Genomic DNA, 13,552 nt, shown 5'->3' on the forward strand with positions numbered 1-13,552 from the left:
ATACAATAGCGTGAATAGGGCGCTTTTGTTTAGATTGAGCCATATCCGCCGCTTTTATCCATGTAAAGAGTTTACTTTTTCCGGCATCAATGTCATATCAAAAAGGGAACAATGAATGGAGGTTTTTCCATGGCTTTCATGTTATAATGTATGGCAATGACAGCTTAAGCTTATCAGAAAGAAGGTCTATGCCATTGTCTAGAAAAGTAAAGGAAGCTAAGCCCGACTGGATTCGTATTAAACTTACAACAGGCGATAACTATCAGGAAATCAAGAGCATGATGCGTTCCAAGACATTACATACCGTATGTGAGGAGGCACGATGCCCTAATATATATGAATGCTGGGCCAATAGGACAGCTACATTTATGATTTTGGGTGATATTTGTACGCGTGCGTGTCGTTTTTGCGCAGTAAATACGGGAATGCCTACGGAACTGGACTTGCAGGAGCCTGAACGCGTCGCGGAAGCGGCTGAAAACATGAATTTGAAGCACTGTGTCGTTACCAGTGTGGCTCGCGACGATTTGAAAGATGGGGGCGCTACTATATTTGCAGAAACGGTTCGTGCGATTCGCCGCCGATTACCTCTTTGCAGTGTAGAAGTATTGATTCCCGATTTTATGGGCGATATTGAATCGCTGCGAATCGTCATGGATGCCAAACCAGATATTCTGAATCATAATATTGAAACGGTGGAGCGTATGTCCGACAAGGTTCGGGCTAAAGCGAAATACCGTCGCTCTCTGGAGCTGCTTCAACATGCGAAGCAATTAAATCCGGCTATTCCAACGAAATCAAGCATCATGCTAGGTGTCGGAGAAGAGTGGGACGAGATCTTACAAGCCATGGATGATCTGCGTAAAGTCGATTGTGACATTCTGACAATTGGTCAATATTTGCAGCCGTCCGAGAAACATTTATATGTGCAAAAATATTATCCACCGGAAGATTTTGCGAAGTTAAAGGAAGAGGGATTACAGCGGGGATTCAGCCACGTTGAATCTGGACCGTTGGTCCGCAGCTCCTACCAAGCGCATGAGCAGGTGAAGTCAGCCGCTCAGCATAAGGAAGAAGGCGCCCTTTCGCAGGCTTGATCCGGGAAAGGCGGTCAGAATAGCTTGTTTCAAATCGGTGGTAAAAACTATGAATTGTTGCAGGATCACAAGAACGGGTGGAATCCCGAAGCGTTTCGTGATCGGTATAGTGAAGTGCTGGATCGCTATGATTACATTATTGGTGATTGGGGTTACAATCAGCTACGTCTGAAGGGCTTTTATCGAGACGGTCATCCCAAAGCAAATAAGGATACATCTATAGTGGTACTGGACGATTACATTAATGAATACTGCAATTTTGGCTGTGCCTATTTTGTGTTGCAAAAAAGCCGTGAAGTGGTTAATAAAAACGGCGTCAATGATGAAATCATTGCTCCAGATATTCAGCAGTTGGTAGATGCTCAAAGGGAACAAGCGGGAACGTTAGAACCCGAAGAGCAGCAAGAAGTATTGCAACATACAGCTGGAGAACAGGAGTGGCCGCAACCACAGCAGGACTCCTCAGCTACAGAGGAATCGCGAGTGGAGCAGCCTCGAGAATCCCGAGAACCACGTGAGTTGCAACGTCGGGAACCGAAGGATGCCCAGGAAGTACGTGAACGACAGCCACGTGAAGCTCGCGAAAGTCGTCCATCCAGAGAAAGACGTGAAGCAAAAGATGGACGGAATCCGGGTGAAGGGCAGCAAACCCGTGAACCACGTAGACAGCGCAATCAGCAGGGAAGTTTCGATAAAAAGGAATCGCGTGGACCACGCTATGAGCGCCAATCAAAGGAAAATCGGGAGGGACGGCAAGTTCGTGTCTCTCGTGAGCCTGAGGGCCAGCGTCAGACCCAGCCAGCTGCTAAAGCCGAAAGAGCTGAGGGTAGTAAAAAGAATAAAACATTTACAGCTCCACAACAAAACGGTTCCTGAATTTTCAGGAACCGTTTTGTTTGTAAAAAAAGAGCCAGAGTCGGCTCTTTTATAGGTTCTAATTAAGAAAAGCGTTGCGTACTCGATCCCAAAATGGGAAAGGACGGTAACGAGCGAAGCTGATCTTCTGACTTGCGACCTGACATCGAACAGAGATTAAGTCATCGACAGGAAAGTTCAGGTGATCTACTGTCAATAAAAGACGCTGATCTTTCCGTGAAAAAATATCACAATGATGGTGTTTGGGCAGTAGCAATGGCGATCCCAGTGTCCGATAGACGCGGTTATTAATGGAAGCGATCTCAGTCAATTGCAATGCTTCAATGGTGGGGTGAACCATAGCTCCGCCAAGTGCTTTATTATAGGCGGTCGTTCCTGAGGGGGTAGAAACACATATACCGTCACCGCGAAACATCTCAAAGGTGATATCGTTAATATCTACTTGGGCAACGACAGTGCCATCTACCCCTTTTAACGTAAACTCATTCAAGGCAATAAAAGAAGCATTGCCTGACTTCTTGTGAATTTCCAACTCAATCAGTGGATACTTAACGATTCTCGGGTTAAGCGGTCCCTCAGATCCGCTTTGGCTCATCAGGTGGATTAGCTCCTCCAGCTCGTCCGCACGCCAATCAGCATAAAAGCCCAGATGACCGGTATGTACACCAACAAAGGCAATATCCGGAATGCGGTCGATGAAGGTATGAAACGCATGAAGCATCGTACCATCGCCTCCAATAGACACGACGATTTCCGGCGATTCGGCATCCAGCTTGAAATTCTTTTCTTGGGCAAGACGGTGAAATTGCTGACTCAAGTCCATGGAGTGCTGATCCCCGCGATCCAGAACATAATATCTCAAGATGAAAAGCTCCTTTGTCATGGGTATATATCGATCATAATCAATTATGAGCAAGAACACAATCGTTCATTGCCTGTGTGTTCTTCTCAAACGTACGTATAAGCGACTTGTACCCACACTCAACCATGAGAGACTAAGCATTCCAGCCAGTATAAAGGCAAGAACTAGCAGACTTTGCAACAGCATGGCGGACGAGAAGCCAGGAGACCATACGATGTCGTATATTGGAGAAAAGACGGGAGAGCTTCCCTGGCCCATCAGAGGCCGCCATAACACGAGAGCGAGCAATGCCGAGATGAAGCCATGCGCAGCCCGGGCCAACAAAAATGGCAAATAACGAAGATCCGTCATATTTAAAATACTTGCAACCTGCGCATGAACCGACAGCCCGCCCCAGGAGAGAACAAAGGCGGCTGCGGCTACCTTGAATGGTAACGCCGCTGCCGTGGCTTCCCCTGCGGCTTGCGCTCCTAAAGTGACTTCGAAAATACCACCCACAATGGACTCCGTTAACGTAGGAGGAAGACCACATGCAGTCAATAGGCTTGCCGTAAGTAGATGAAGCCCGCTCATTAAACCGGAGTTCGTCAAAGCTTCTAAAATGACGCAGAAGAATACAACAAGCCCTCCTACGACAATAATAAGGCGCAGGGAGGAAGTAATCGCCTGACGAAGTAACTCACCCAATGGGCGACCATCTTCCAAACGAGCTGTATGCATGGCATATAATGCTTGGCGTAGGGGGCCAGGCTGTCCATTGCGACCTGCTGCTTTTGTATTCGTGGACTTCGACCAGGCTTTTTGAGTAGGTTGAGGACGGTCGCTGCGAGTATCTGTTTCCCCTGAGCGGGAACCGTGGAAGCGCATAAGCAGCCCGATGATGAGCACGCCACCATAATGGGCCGCGCCCAGTACGAGTGCAATTTCTGGTTGATGGAAGAAGCCAACGGAAACCGCACCGATCAAAAATATCGGATCAGAGGAAGTGGTAAACGCGACCAAACGCTCTCCTTCAATGCGTGTGATCCATTTTTGCTCCCACAGCTTGGCTGTTAGTTTAGCTCCAATCGGGTAACCAGATGCACAGCTGACCGCAGCGACAAAACCCCCACAGCCAGGTACACGGAATAGAGGCTGCATCAGCGGATCCAACAGCGCACCTATGAAATGAACAATTCCGAAACCGAGGAGAAGCTCGGAAATAACGAAAAACGGGAATAAAGACGGAAACAGCACGTCCCACCAGATGGCAAGCCCCCGAAGCCCGGCATTCAGAGAAGATTGCGGGTATACAGCCATAAGCATAAATAGGAAAAGCAGTGTAAGAATGAGCAGAGGAAGCGAGTAACGGCGGTACAGCGACATGGAGGCCCCTCCTTTGGAGTTGTACTAATATACCTATGTCGGGGATGGACAAAGAGTACAAAAAAATCAAAGAAAACGGTTACATTTATTGCTGTATTTTTGTGAATAGTATGTTAAAATAGGAGAACAACGATCCATAACCTTAAGGATGGAGTGATCAGGATGAGTATCGTTGCCGGTCTGTTCGTATGTGCTTTTGTGTATGTTATTCGTGCCTCTCTCGTCCATCCCGGTGAAGAGGATTGGCGGAGTTATTAGTTGTGTTTATAGAATGACGAAGCTGTGTGCAATGAAGCACACCCTCTTCATATGTTAAATTGATAAAATGACGCTTATTTTTAGCGTCATTTTTTGTTTTTTGATATAATACGGGTGTATATTTATTACCATAGCACAGAAAGTTGGAGGAAAAGTGAATCCTAGCCTGAGCATTTATGACAACCTTGGGGGTGCGGAAGGTGTTCGTGCTATTATTGAGGCCTTCTACCCGAGAGTTTATAAAGATCCGTTGTTAAGTCCCCTGTTTCCTAAAGACATGGAACCGGTAAAGGAAAAGCAGTTTATGTTCCTGAGCCAGTTTTTTGGAGGACCGTCCCTTTTTTCTGATGCATATGGTCATCCGATGTTACGTGCCAGACATATGAAGTTTCCCGTAACGGAGGAGCGAGCAGAGGCATGGTTGTCTTGTATGGCAGGTGCGTTAACGGATACGGGCATTGAGGAGCCGCTTCGTTCAATCATACTTAACCGTTTGTCTGGTCCTGCGCATCATTTTGTAAATACCCCGTAAGCTTTCGGGGATTGCCGAATTTTGGAGAGGGTTGTAAAAACATTGGAACTTGAACCGTTATATCAGATCAAAATCGCTTGCCCACATTGCGAAGAAGAATTTCAGACATCCCGTGTCAGACCAAGCCTAAAGAAGGCCATTCGTACGGATTCAGATTTTTGTGCTTATTATAAGAATGAAAATCCGGATTTTTATGTCGTAAGGGTCTGTCCTCATTGTGGATTTACCTCGACAGAGCACTCTACCGTTCAGTTAAGCGATCAGCAAACCAAGATATTTAAGGATAAAATCGGTAACCGCTGGCAGTCTCGCGAATATGGCGGGCATCGTAGCTGGGAAGAGGCATTAGAAACGTATAAACTGGGTTTACTCTGTGCCCAGGTCATCGGAGAAAAGGAACGCGTAGTAGCCAGTCTATTACAGCATATCGCATGGATGTACAGATACCAGGGAAATGAGGAGCAGGAGCTTCGCTTTCTCAAATTTAGTCTGGATTCGTATGTTCGGGTCTATGAGCTGGAGGGTGTCGGGGCGAATAATGCCAAACTGCTTTATCTGATTGGTGAACTGCATCGACGTACAGGCAACTTTCACGAAGCGGTACGTTGGTTTTCGCGTGTCATTAATGACAAAAAGATTATGGATGCAGCCATGATCCGGGCTTCCCGTGAACAGTGGTCTGTACTGCGAGAACAAATGTTGGCTAAAAATTTCCAACTGCCGGAGGAAATGCAGGACGCTAGCTCCTCTTGAAGAAATAAAGGTGTGCACTATGGCCGATTTAGGCTCATGGTTCACACCTTGTTTGTAAAACGGGTTATCTTACAACTGCCTCATGAATTAATGATGACGCAATGTGGTATCTGACAGCAAATAATCGTCATCACAATCCACCAAAGTAACCTTGTTATGGCAGCATGGAAACACAAGCAACTTTTTCATACCTTCGTGTATGAGCTTAAGTTCTTTTGGCTTCAGGGGCAGCAAAACATTATCATGGTCGCAAAACGGACAAGACTGTACATAAACGTCTCCCATGACGATGTCATAAGGCCAGGTTTTATGAAAAGGGATCATGATTTGTTCGATTCTCCGCCGTTCGGGTCAGCGGTTTCTTCTTTAGCCAGTTCGGCCAGCTTTTGCATCAAAATGTGCTGGGGTGTATGCATAAGGTGTTCCAGCGGAATGCCGAGCTTTTCGGATAATTTCACAGCCGTTTCCGGCGAAATTTGTAAGGGTCTCATCCTGTTTTCCTCCCAATTGTAGTGATTTACTATCACGATGTAGCTTTATTGTATATGAAACCACATGAATTCGCCAAAAAAGAAAGGTGGAACTATTATGAAAACGCCGTTAAAGCAAACATGGGATCTGGAATCTATTTTTAGCGGAGGATCTTCCTCTGCCTCATTTCATGCATTTTTGGAAGAAATGGAGAGCAAGGTTCAACAGCTGCAATCCCAGCTTAAAGCAGCCAAAGTACCACAAACGGTATTGGATACCGAGCGTCTGGATAGTGTACTGAATAGCATACAGGAGCTGTTTAATGGTGCGTCGCAGGCGGGTTCCTTTGTCTCTTGTCTAACTGCTCAAAACCAGCACGACAAGCTGGCTGTTCAATTGGGGGCGCGTGTCAACACGCTGTATGCCCAAGGGAAAAGTGCTTTAGTCTCTTTCCAGAACTTGCTGGCACAAACCAGTGAAGACATTTGGCAGAAATGGATGGAGCGCGAAGCTATCCAGCCGATTTCTTTTGTCCTGACTGAATATCGGAACGAAGCACGTGAAAAAATGGCTCCTGAGCTGGAAAGCCTTGCATTGGATCTCGCAGTGGATGGCTACCATGGCTGGGGCGACTTTTATGATACTATTGTCAAAAATATGACGATCCCCGTGCCGGAAAATGGCGAGATCGTAAACTTGTCTGTAGGTCAGGCTGCTAATAAGCTGGATGAAGCAGATCGCAGCGTACGTAAAGACGTGTTTGCACGTTGGGAAGAGGCATGGACTCAGGTAGAGGACTATTGCGCGGATACATTGAATCATTTGGCAGGCTTTCGTCTGAAGCTATATGAAAAACGAGGCTGGACAGATGTGCTTAAGGAACCGTTGGAAATCAGCCGTATGTCTGCACAAACGCTAGATACGATGTGGCAGGTTATTAATGAAACAAAGCCTATTGTAGTCAAATACTTGGAGCGGAAAGCAAAGCTGCTGGGCTTAGAGAAGCTATCCTGGCATGACATTGAAGCTCCGCTGGGGACGTCAACTACTAAAATCCCTTACGACGATGCTGCTGTAACGATTGTTGAGCAATTCGGTAAATTTAGCTCGAGAATGGCTGACTTTGCCCAAATGGCTTTTGAGAAAAGCTGGATCGAAGCAGAGGATCGTCCAGGCAAACGTCCGGGTGGTTTCTGTACATCTCTGCGTCTGAGCAAAGAGACCCGTATTTTTATGACCTATGCCGGATCACCATCCAACGTTTCGACACTGGCCCATGAGCTCGGACACGGTTATCATCAACATGTGATGAATGAATTGCACCCATTGAATCAAAATTATGCCATGAACGTAGCTGAGACGGCATCAACGCTGGCAGAACTAATTGTATCAGATGCTTTGCTGGAAGCTGCCGAAGGTCAGGAGAAGGTAGCTTTGCTGGAGGATAAAATTCAGCGTGGTGTAGCCTTCTTTATGAACATTCATGCTCGTTTCCTGTTTGAAACCCGTTTTTACGAGCTGCGGAAAAAAGGAGTTGTGGGAGCACAACAATTAAGCGAGCTGATGGAACAAGCGCAGCGTGAAGCGTTTAGTGGTGTCCTGGATGAGGCTCATCCTCATTTTTGGGCATCCAAGCTACATTTCTATATTACGAACACTCCTTTCTACAACTTCCCGTACACATTCGGGTATATGTTCAGTGCAGGAATTTACGCTTTTGCGAAGGAAAATCCTGACGGCTTCGCCGACCAATATGATGCCTTGCTGCGTGATACGGGTCGCATGACAGTCGAAGAATTGGCTTCCAAGCACTTAGGTACCGATTTAACACAGGCTGACTTCTGGCGTAATGCTGCGCAAGTTACTGTTCAGGATATTGAGCAATTTTTACAAATGACAAAATAACAGATTTACACTTTTGAAAGGTCTCCCATAAGGGAGGCCTTTTTTGTGATTTTTGCAGAAGATGATGAACAAAGTCGCAAAATGTCGAAGTGTAATTAACATTACCTGTTGGCGAAATTTAAAATGATGGATATACTTAGAAAATAGTTATAAATACCCAATTATGTTGGTTTTGATTGTAAGGTTAAAAATCTTCGCATATAATTGAGCCGTAAGACCTATTAAATATTTCTTGATAAGGTATATAGGAGGGTTTTTGTGATGGACGAAGTAGGTCAATTGTCGTTAGCAAGGCAGATGGATATCGTTTTAAAAGAACTGGATAATGAACTGGCGGGTTTGTCGTCAGGTATCGTATTTGTACAAATACGTAACAATGTAGTTGGGAAATTTGGGATTCGTCATAACCCACTTGCAGGTAAAGGGGGCACATTTGCAGCAGTAGAACCGGGGTTATCAGCAAAGCATCGGGAGGATTTTCGGCGTATGGCTCTAGAAACGCTAAATCATAAGCGTAGCTGGACTCATAGTGAGATTGCTTTCGATTTTGCCATTAGACAAGGAACGATTTTGGTAGATGCAACACTGGAGTCCAACTACAACATGGCGAATCTCATGATCCGCTATAACAAGCCTACATACCGAGCGGCTAATTCCGAATAATTCAATTAAAAAAAGTAAAGAAAAGGCGGCCTTCCTAGGGAAGACCGCCTTTGTTATATACCCGTTATAACACATTTTGGTAAATTACGATGAACGGAATGCTCATGTGGAATAATGACGCTTATTGACCTGAACGACCTGATAATTGCTGTTCGGCCAGCTGTACCAAGCGTTTAGTGATATAGCCTCCCAGAGAACCAGCTTCACGGGATGGCATGTCACCGTAGTAACCATCTGCCGGAATGGTGATGCCCAGCTCTTGTGCAGCTTCATATTTCAATTGTTGCAATGCGTTGTTGGCTTGAGGAACAACTAGGTTGTTACTGCGACGGCTTCTGCCTTGATTAGCTTCATTCATGTGTAGTCACCTCCTTCGGCTGTGATGAGGTTAGTATGCGACAGAGTTATGAAAATATGCGCCGAAGGAAGAAAAGTGACTAGAGGAAAATTACGGATATATGATATGAATCTGAGTTTTGAGATCGATGGATTGCTGAGGCTCCAAACGGATCAGTCCGGCTTCCCCGACAGGATCAGGTGAATTGGGCGCATCAGGCAGACATGTATAAGGCTCAATGCAAAGATACTGTTCGCATTCACCTTTGGTATATAAAACCCAATACTTATAATATTGCTCATCTGCTGTGTAGCGGATTTGATAACCGTCGTCACGAGTCAAAAGAGCTTCAGCAGGGCCTTCCGTTGCCCGCAGCAGAGTGTCTAGATTTGTTCCTTTCAGAGAAAGTCCCGAAGAGAGCTGTTCCAAGTCATCTAACGAAGTAATGATACCTGTAGGTAGTTGTTCAGCATCCTGCTCATATACGCCGTTCACAGGTAGCTTTAGACGCCAGCGCTCAGGTTCTCCGTCCACCATAAACCAAGTGTGATATCCTAAGCCAAATGGGGCTGCTTTTTCGCCCAAATTCGTTACGCGCAGCGTTTGACTTAATACAGCACCCTGCAAGCGATACGTCATCTCCAGACGTAAGGGAATGGGGAATTGTTCCATCCAGTGCGGATCACTTTCTGTTAAAAGCTCGGTAGTAACACTGCAACCTTCTTCATCCTCTTCAATATCACTGCAGCGCCAGGACTGATTACGATGCAGACCGTGTATATGATTGTCATTGGCTGTATTTCGGTCGAACTGATAAGGAACACCGTCAAACTCAAATTGTCCCTTGCGAATTCGGCCTGGAGGAATCAAAATGGGCAAGCCAAAATGATAAGGCTTTTGTAAATAGAAAGCCAATTCTTCCTCACCGGGCCGACGTACGATATCCCGGTCGAGCTTCAGATCACGCACTGAAATAATATTATTCCCGAGGCGAGGGATCATCGTAACTTCCAGTTCACTACTATGTAAAACATACGTGTCGTAACCGTTCCAGTGTTCTTTGGTCACTTGTTTCATATCCATGCTCCTTTGTCCACTATAATCGGTTGAAGCTTCGTGTCATTATGATAACAGATTTTTGGTCGTAGGGCACAATCGTCATTTGACAATAACATTATGCGGAATTATCATTAATGTAGTTTAGAAAGTAATGACATGGATAACGCGATGATGAGGACAAGTAAGCTTTCGCATAAGCTCTTCAGAAAGCCGGTGGTGGATGGGAACCGGTGAGCCTGCACTGCTGAATGGACCTTGGAGTGCCGCACAGAACAGGAATTTACTGTCCTCAGTATGACGGCCGATTGCTCCCCGTTAACGGAGCTTTAAGATTGCAGGCAGCCACGGAGCATAGCTCCGACAAGTAATAGGCTGACGGCAATGAATAAGGGTGGTACCACGGTCTCGCGTCCCTTGAGGATGCGGGGCCTTTTTGCGTTCTAATTTTGAAATACTGAGGAGGAAGAATATGAAAACTGTACTTTCAGGTATTCAGCCTAGCGGACAACTTACTTTGGGCAATTACATTGGTGCCATGAAAAACTTTGTCAAATTGCAAGAGGATCATCAATGTTACTTTATGGTCGTAGACCTTCATGCAATTACCGTACCGCAGGAACCGGCTCAATTACGTGAGCAGTCGGAGGCGGTAGCAGCATTATTTATCGCAGCAGGTATTAACCCGGAGAAATCCAATGTCTTTTTACAATCCCATGTTCCTCAGCACGCTGAGTTGGGATGGTTGATGACAACACTGACGAATATGGGCGAGTTGGAACGTATGACTCAGTTTAAGGACAAAGCGGCAGGCAAGGACTCTGTAGGAGCAGGGCTGTTCGTATATCCATCGTTGATGGCAGCTGACATTTTGCTCTACAACGCGGATCTCGTCCCGGTAGGCGACGATCAGAAACAACATCTGGAGCTGACACGCGATTTGGCGGGTCGCTTTAATCACCGTTATGGAGATTATTTTACTGTTCCTGAACCGTATATCCCTGAAGTAGGGGCGAGAATTATGTCCCTGGATGATGTATCCAAAAAAATGAGCAAGAGCAATCCGAATGCAGGCAGCTTTATTGCGCTACTAGACGAACCGAAAGTCATACGCAAGAAAATCAGCCGCGCTACTACCGATTCCGGTAGTGAGGTTAGATATGATCCGGCCAATAAACCGGAAATTAGTAATCTGATGGGCATCTACAGCCAGTGTTCCGGTTTGTCACTCCAAGAAGTGCAGGATCGCTATGAAGGTCAAATGTACGGAACATTTAAAAAAGAACTGGCAGAGACCGTTGTAGCTATGCTTGAACCGATTCAGCAACGCTATCGCGACATCCGGGAATCCGGTGAGATTGGACGTATTTTAGCCCAATCCGCAGAGCGCGCACAAGAAGCGGCTGAAGTCACGCTGTCTGCGGTCAAAGAGCGCATGGGCTTTCTGCCACGTGTACGCTAAAGCATATTGAGACGAAACGGATTAGGCCTTTTAAAGGATTGGATTAGGAGCGGCGTTGTCGGGCTTTGACCACGAAACCCCAGCCGATATTGCCGACAGATAATAGCCCCAGTAGAATGGCAAGCCATGCGGAATAACTGATGGATATTGCGGCCGCGGTCAGTAGGACAATGGATGAAACGGCAAACCATAGGGATAAACCTTTGCTCATTGGTAAAAACCTCCAGTGTTCGAATGTTGAATTTCAGGAATAAGTAGTTGTAAGCGAGCCATAATAATCTTGCAAGCTTGCAATGAACCTCACTCACAAAGAACTGAAAGGAGATTCAAATATGAGCAGACGTCGTTCAAACAACCTGCAAGTACCGCAGGCCAACGCCGCTTTACAACAATTAAAATATGAGGCAGCTCAAGAACTTGGCATCACGATCCCTCAGGACGGTTACTTCGGTAATGTTGTTTCCCGCGAAACAGGTTCTCTTGGGGGATATATCACGAAAAAGCTGGTCCAACAAGCAGAACAATCCTTGTCGGGCAGCAGCCGTTTGCAGTAATACACATAAACACTCCATCTTGGAAGCTGTATTATGAGCAACTGTGATGAAGAAAATCCGGAGCGATCATGCTCCGGATTTTTTTACGCATGGCTTATCACCATTGTGAATCACGCAAGTCCGCTTCGTCAAGAGGGCGCTTTCATGAGATGTGATTTATTACGCGTATGGCCAAAAAAACAGCAAGCTCCAGATGAAGGGAGACTTGCTGTCTGTTGTTCATACGGCTTGTTGTTAGCTTGTAGGCAGGTTTTAATTCGTATGCAGGGAAAGGCGTTTTTGCATCTTTTCGTCACTGAGCCATCCAATATAGCTGTTGATCAGTCCGAACTGCTTATCCATCGCGACCACAGCCACGAATGGATATTGTCTCCGGTGTCGATACCTGACGTCTCCCCATCGCACAATGTAGCCCCATTCCAGTTCTTCCACCTCGGCAACGGCAAAAGAGGAAAAATAGCGAAATGCTTGCACATCGCGATAGGATTTGGATGCTTCTACGGCAGGATGTGTGGATGGAATTGCATGTTTCGTCCAAAATAAGTGTTTGCCATTTAAACCGCCAATGTCATAACTTCCATTCTGATGAGCTTTTACCACATGCCACCGGTTCCATGATACGGTGGGAATGATATAATAGATGTCACCCTTCTGACGCTCATTGTCCATATCACGTACCGCTTTTCTGGTTATAAAATGACTCCAGGTTCGCCAAATGTAATATAGGCCAATAATAACGTACAGCGTAATAAACAAGGGAGCGGGTGGAATCAATCCGGTGACCCACAGCATAATCGCAGCAACATGGGTGCCAAAAATAAAGGGATCGAAAATATGGATGATATTCCAAGATATCCACTTGTTTGTAAACGGCCGGAATGCCTGTGTTCCGTACGTATTAAATAAATCAGTGAATACATGCAGGCAGACAGCAATCGTTACCCATAATGCTACATGACCTGGGGGCACATCTCTGAAGATCAGGCAAATCAGTCCTGTTATGGACAAGATCCATATCAACCAGAAGGGAATTGAATGCGACAGTCCACGGTGATTGCGAATGTAGGCTGCATTATTTTTCAACCGAAGCAAAGTGTCAAAATCCGGAGCTTGTGACCCTACGACTGTAGCGAGCAGTACGACTGCGGCCAACTTTGGATCTCCGGCGACGACAGGATCAGTGTAGGCCAGCCCGGCCAATCCGATTCCCATGACAAAGTGTGTGGCTGTATCCATATCTGTCGCTCCTTTTGTATTGTTTCCTGTACTTATTACTACCCAAATTTACTGTAAACGATCAGCAGGGGCGATTTGCCATCGGAATTGTGAACGTTTTGTGCGTTTTCTGTCAAACTTTTTGG

General features: G+C 46.0%; 16 protein-coding genes. 8 read left to right on the top strand and 8 right to left on the bottom strand.

Annotated elements, in window-relative coordinates; genetic code table 11:
* Window positions 1-194 precede the first annotated feature (194 nt).
* Window positions 195-1,097 (top strand): lipoyl synthase, encoded by a 903-nt coding sequence (lipA, locus tag NLX78_RS08355; protein WP_069290345.1) that lies wholly within the window; start codon window positions 195-197, stop codon window positions 1,095-1,097.
* Between the two features lie 24 nt (window positions 1,098-1,121).
* Window positions 1,122-1,973, top strand: a complete 852-nt coding sequence (locus tag NLX78_RS08360; RefSeq protein ID WP_069290344.1) for a YutD family protein — start codon at window positions 1,122-1,124, stop codon at window positions 1,971-1,973.
* Window positions 1,974-2,031: 58 nt separating this feature from the next.
* Here NLX78_RS08360 and NLX78_RS08365 read toward each other — a convergent pair whose 3' ends face one another.
* Window positions 2,032-2,835 (bottom strand): NAD kinase, encoded by an 804-nt coding sequence (locus tag NLX78_RS08365; protein ID WP_013372943.1) that lies wholly within the window; start codon window positions 2,833-2,835, stop codon window positions 2,032-2,034.
* 66 nt (window positions 2,836-2,901) lie between these two features.
* Window positions 2,902-4,200 carry a sporulation integral membrane protein YlbJ gene (gene ylbJ / locus NLX78_RS08370; protein ID WP_254350141.1) on the bottom strand — a complete coding sequence of 433 codons (1,299 nt, stop codon included), beginning with the start codon at window positions 4,198-4,200 and terminating at the stop codon, window positions 2,902-2,904.
* Window positions 4,201-4,612: 412 nt separating this feature from the next.
* On the opposite strand from ylbJ, the gene NLX78_RS08375 reads away from it, so the two are divergent.
* A complete protein-coding gene (locus NLX78_RS08375) occupies window positions 4,613-4,990 on the top strand; it encodes a globin domain-containing protein (RefSeq protein WP_254350142.1) in 378 nt (125 codons plus the stop codon).
* A 21-nt stretch (window positions 4,991-5,011) separates the two neighbouring features.
* Window positions 5,012-5,743 (top strand): DUF2225 domain-containing protein, encoded by a 732-nt coding sequence (locus tag NLX78_RS08380; RefSeq protein WP_061829862.1) that lies wholly within the window; start codon window positions 5,012-5,014, stop codon window positions 5,741-5,743.
* An 87-nt stretch (window positions 5,744-5,830) separates the two neighbouring features.
* Here the strand turns inward: NLX78_RS08380 and NLX78_RS08385 are convergent, their stop codons facing one another.
* Window positions 5,831-6,067, bottom strand: coding sequence for a hypothetical protein (locus tag NLX78_RS08385; protein ID WP_023990206.1), 237 nt, complete (start codon window positions 6,065-6,067; stop codon window positions 5,831-5,833).
* A complete protein-coding gene (locus NLX78_RS08390) occupies window positions 6,064-6,234 on the bottom strand; it encodes a YycC family protein (protein WP_013311864.1) in 171 nt (56 codons plus the stop codon). The genes NLX78_RS08385 and NLX78_RS08390 overlap by 4 nt, the downstream gene beginning before the upstream one ends.
* A 97-nt stretch (window positions 6,235-6,331) precedes the next feature.
* Between NLX78_RS08390 and NLX78_RS08395 the strand changes: the two genes are divergently transcribed.
* Window positions 6,332-8,119: a M3 family oligoendopeptidase gene (locus tag NLX78_RS08395; RefSeq protein ID WP_069290342.1), complete on the top strand. Its 1,788-nt coding sequence runs from the start codon at window positions 6,332-6,334 to the stop codon at window positions 8,117-8,119.
* Between the two features lie 261 nt (window positions 8,120-8,380).
* Entirely contained in the window at window positions 8,381-8,782 is a 402-nt protein-coding gene (locus tag NLX78_RS08400) for an O-methyltransferase (RefSeq protein ID WP_254350265.1), read from the top strand.
* Window positions 8,783-8,903: 121 nt separating this feature from the next.
* Here the strand turns inward: NLX78_RS08400 and NLX78_RS08405 are convergent, their stop codons facing one another.
* Together NLX78_RS08405 and NLX78_RS08410 are read right to left on the bottom strand one after the other, a co-directional pair.
* On the bottom strand, window positions 8,904-9,140 hold the full coding sequence (locus NLX78_RS08405; protein WP_013311861.1) for an alpha/beta-type small acid-soluble spore protein: 237 nt from the start codon (window positions 9,138-9,140) through the stop codon (window positions 8,904-8,906).
* Window positions 9,141-9,230: 90 nt separating this feature from the next.
* Window positions 9,231-10,196: an aldose 1-epimerase gene (locus tag NLX78_RS08410; RefSeq protein ID WP_254350143.1), complete on the bottom strand. Its 966-nt coding sequence runs from the start codon at window positions 10,194-10,196 to the stop codon at window positions 9,231-9,233.
* Between the two features lie 451 nt (window positions 10,197-10,647).
* On the opposite strand from NLX78_RS08410, the gene trpS reads away from it, so the two are divergent.
* A complete protein-coding gene (gene trpS / locus NLX78_RS08415; protein WP_061829859.1) occupies window positions 10,648-11,637 on the top strand; it encodes a tryptophan--tRNA ligase in 990 nt (329 codons plus the stop codon).
* Window positions 11,638-11,680: 43 nt separating this feature from the next.
* Here the strand turns inward: trpS and NLX78_RS08420 are convergent, their stop codons facing one another.
* Complete coding sequence (locus NLX78_RS08420) at window positions 11,681-11,848, bottom strand: hypothetical protein (protein WP_007431986.1); 168 nt, start codon at window positions 11,846-11,848, stop codon at window positions 11,681-11,683.
* A gap of 121 nt (window positions 11,849-11,969) precedes the next feature.
* On the opposite strand from NLX78_RS08420, the gene NLX78_RS08425 reads away from it, so the two are divergent.
* Window positions 11,970-12,191: an alpha/beta-type small acid-soluble spore protein gene (locus NLX78_RS08425; protein ID WP_013311857.1), complete on the top strand. Its 222-nt coding sequence runs from the start codon at window positions 11,970-11,972 to the stop codon at window positions 12,189-12,191.
* A gap of 252 nt (window positions 12,192-12,443) precedes the next feature.
* On the opposite strand, the gene NLX78_RS08430 is transcribed toward NLX78_RS08425, so the two are convergent.
* Window positions 12,444-13,427 (bottom strand): metal-dependent hydrolase, encoded by a 984-nt coding sequence (locus tag NLX78_RS08430; protein WP_254350144.1) that lies wholly within the window; start codon window positions 13,425-13,427, stop codon window positions 12,444-12,446.
* Between the last annotated feature and the right edge of the window lie 125 nt (window positions 13,428-13,552).

This window comes from Paenibacillus sp. Lou8.1 (genome assembly GCF_024213565.1).
Classification (GTDB): Bacteria; Bacillota; Bacilli; order Paenibacillales; family Paenibacillaceae; genus Paenibacillus; species Paenibacillus polymyxa_B.

Excerpts from the sequence above, each read along its gene's own strand:
- NLX78_RS08405 (WP_013311861.1), bottom strand. The coding sequence starts at position 9,140 with ATGAATGAAGCTAATCAAGGCAGAAGCCGTCGCAGTAACAACCTAGTT.
- NLX78_RS08425 (WP_013311857.1), top strand. The coding sequence starts at position 11,970 with ATGAGCAGACGTCGTTCAAACAACCTGCAAGTACCGCAGGCCAACGCC.
- NLX78_RS08420 (WP_007431986.1), bottom strand. The coding sequence starts at position 11,848 with ATGAGCAAAGGTTTATCCCTATGGTTTGCCGTTTCATCCATTGTCCTA.
- NLX78_RS08390 (WP_013311864.1), bottom strand. The coding sequence starts at position 6,234 with ATGAGACCCTTACAAATTTCGCCGGAAACGGCTGTGAAATTATCCGAA.
- trpS (WP_061829859.1), top strand. The coding sequence starts at position 10,648 with ATGAAAACTGTACTTTCAGGTATTCAGCCTAGCGGACAACTTACTTTG.
- NLX78_RS08430 (WP_254350144.1), bottom strand. The coding sequence starts at position 13,427 with ATGGATACAGCCACACACTTTGTCATGGGAATCGGATTGGCCGGGCTG.
- NLX78_RS08400 (WP_254350265.1), top strand. The coding sequence starts at position 8,381 with ATGGACGAAGTAGGTCAATTGTCGTTAGCAAGGCAGATGGATATCGTT.
- NLX78_RS08395 (WP_069290342.1), top strand. The coding sequence starts at position 6,332 with ATGAAAACGCCGTTAAAGCAAACATGGGATCTGGAATCTATTTTTAGC.
- NLX78_RS08410 (WP_254350143.1), bottom strand. The coding sequence starts at position 10,196 with ATGAAACAAGTGACCAAAGAACACTGGAACGGTTACGACACGTATGTT.
- ylbJ (WP_254350141.1), bottom strand. The coding sequence starts at position 4,200 with ATGTCGCTGTACCGCCGTTACTCGCTTCCTCTGCTCATTCTTACACTG.
- NLX78_RS08385 (WP_023990206.1), bottom strand. The coding sequence starts at position 6,067 with ATGATCCCTTTTCATAAAACCTGGCCTTATGACATCGTCATGGGAGAC.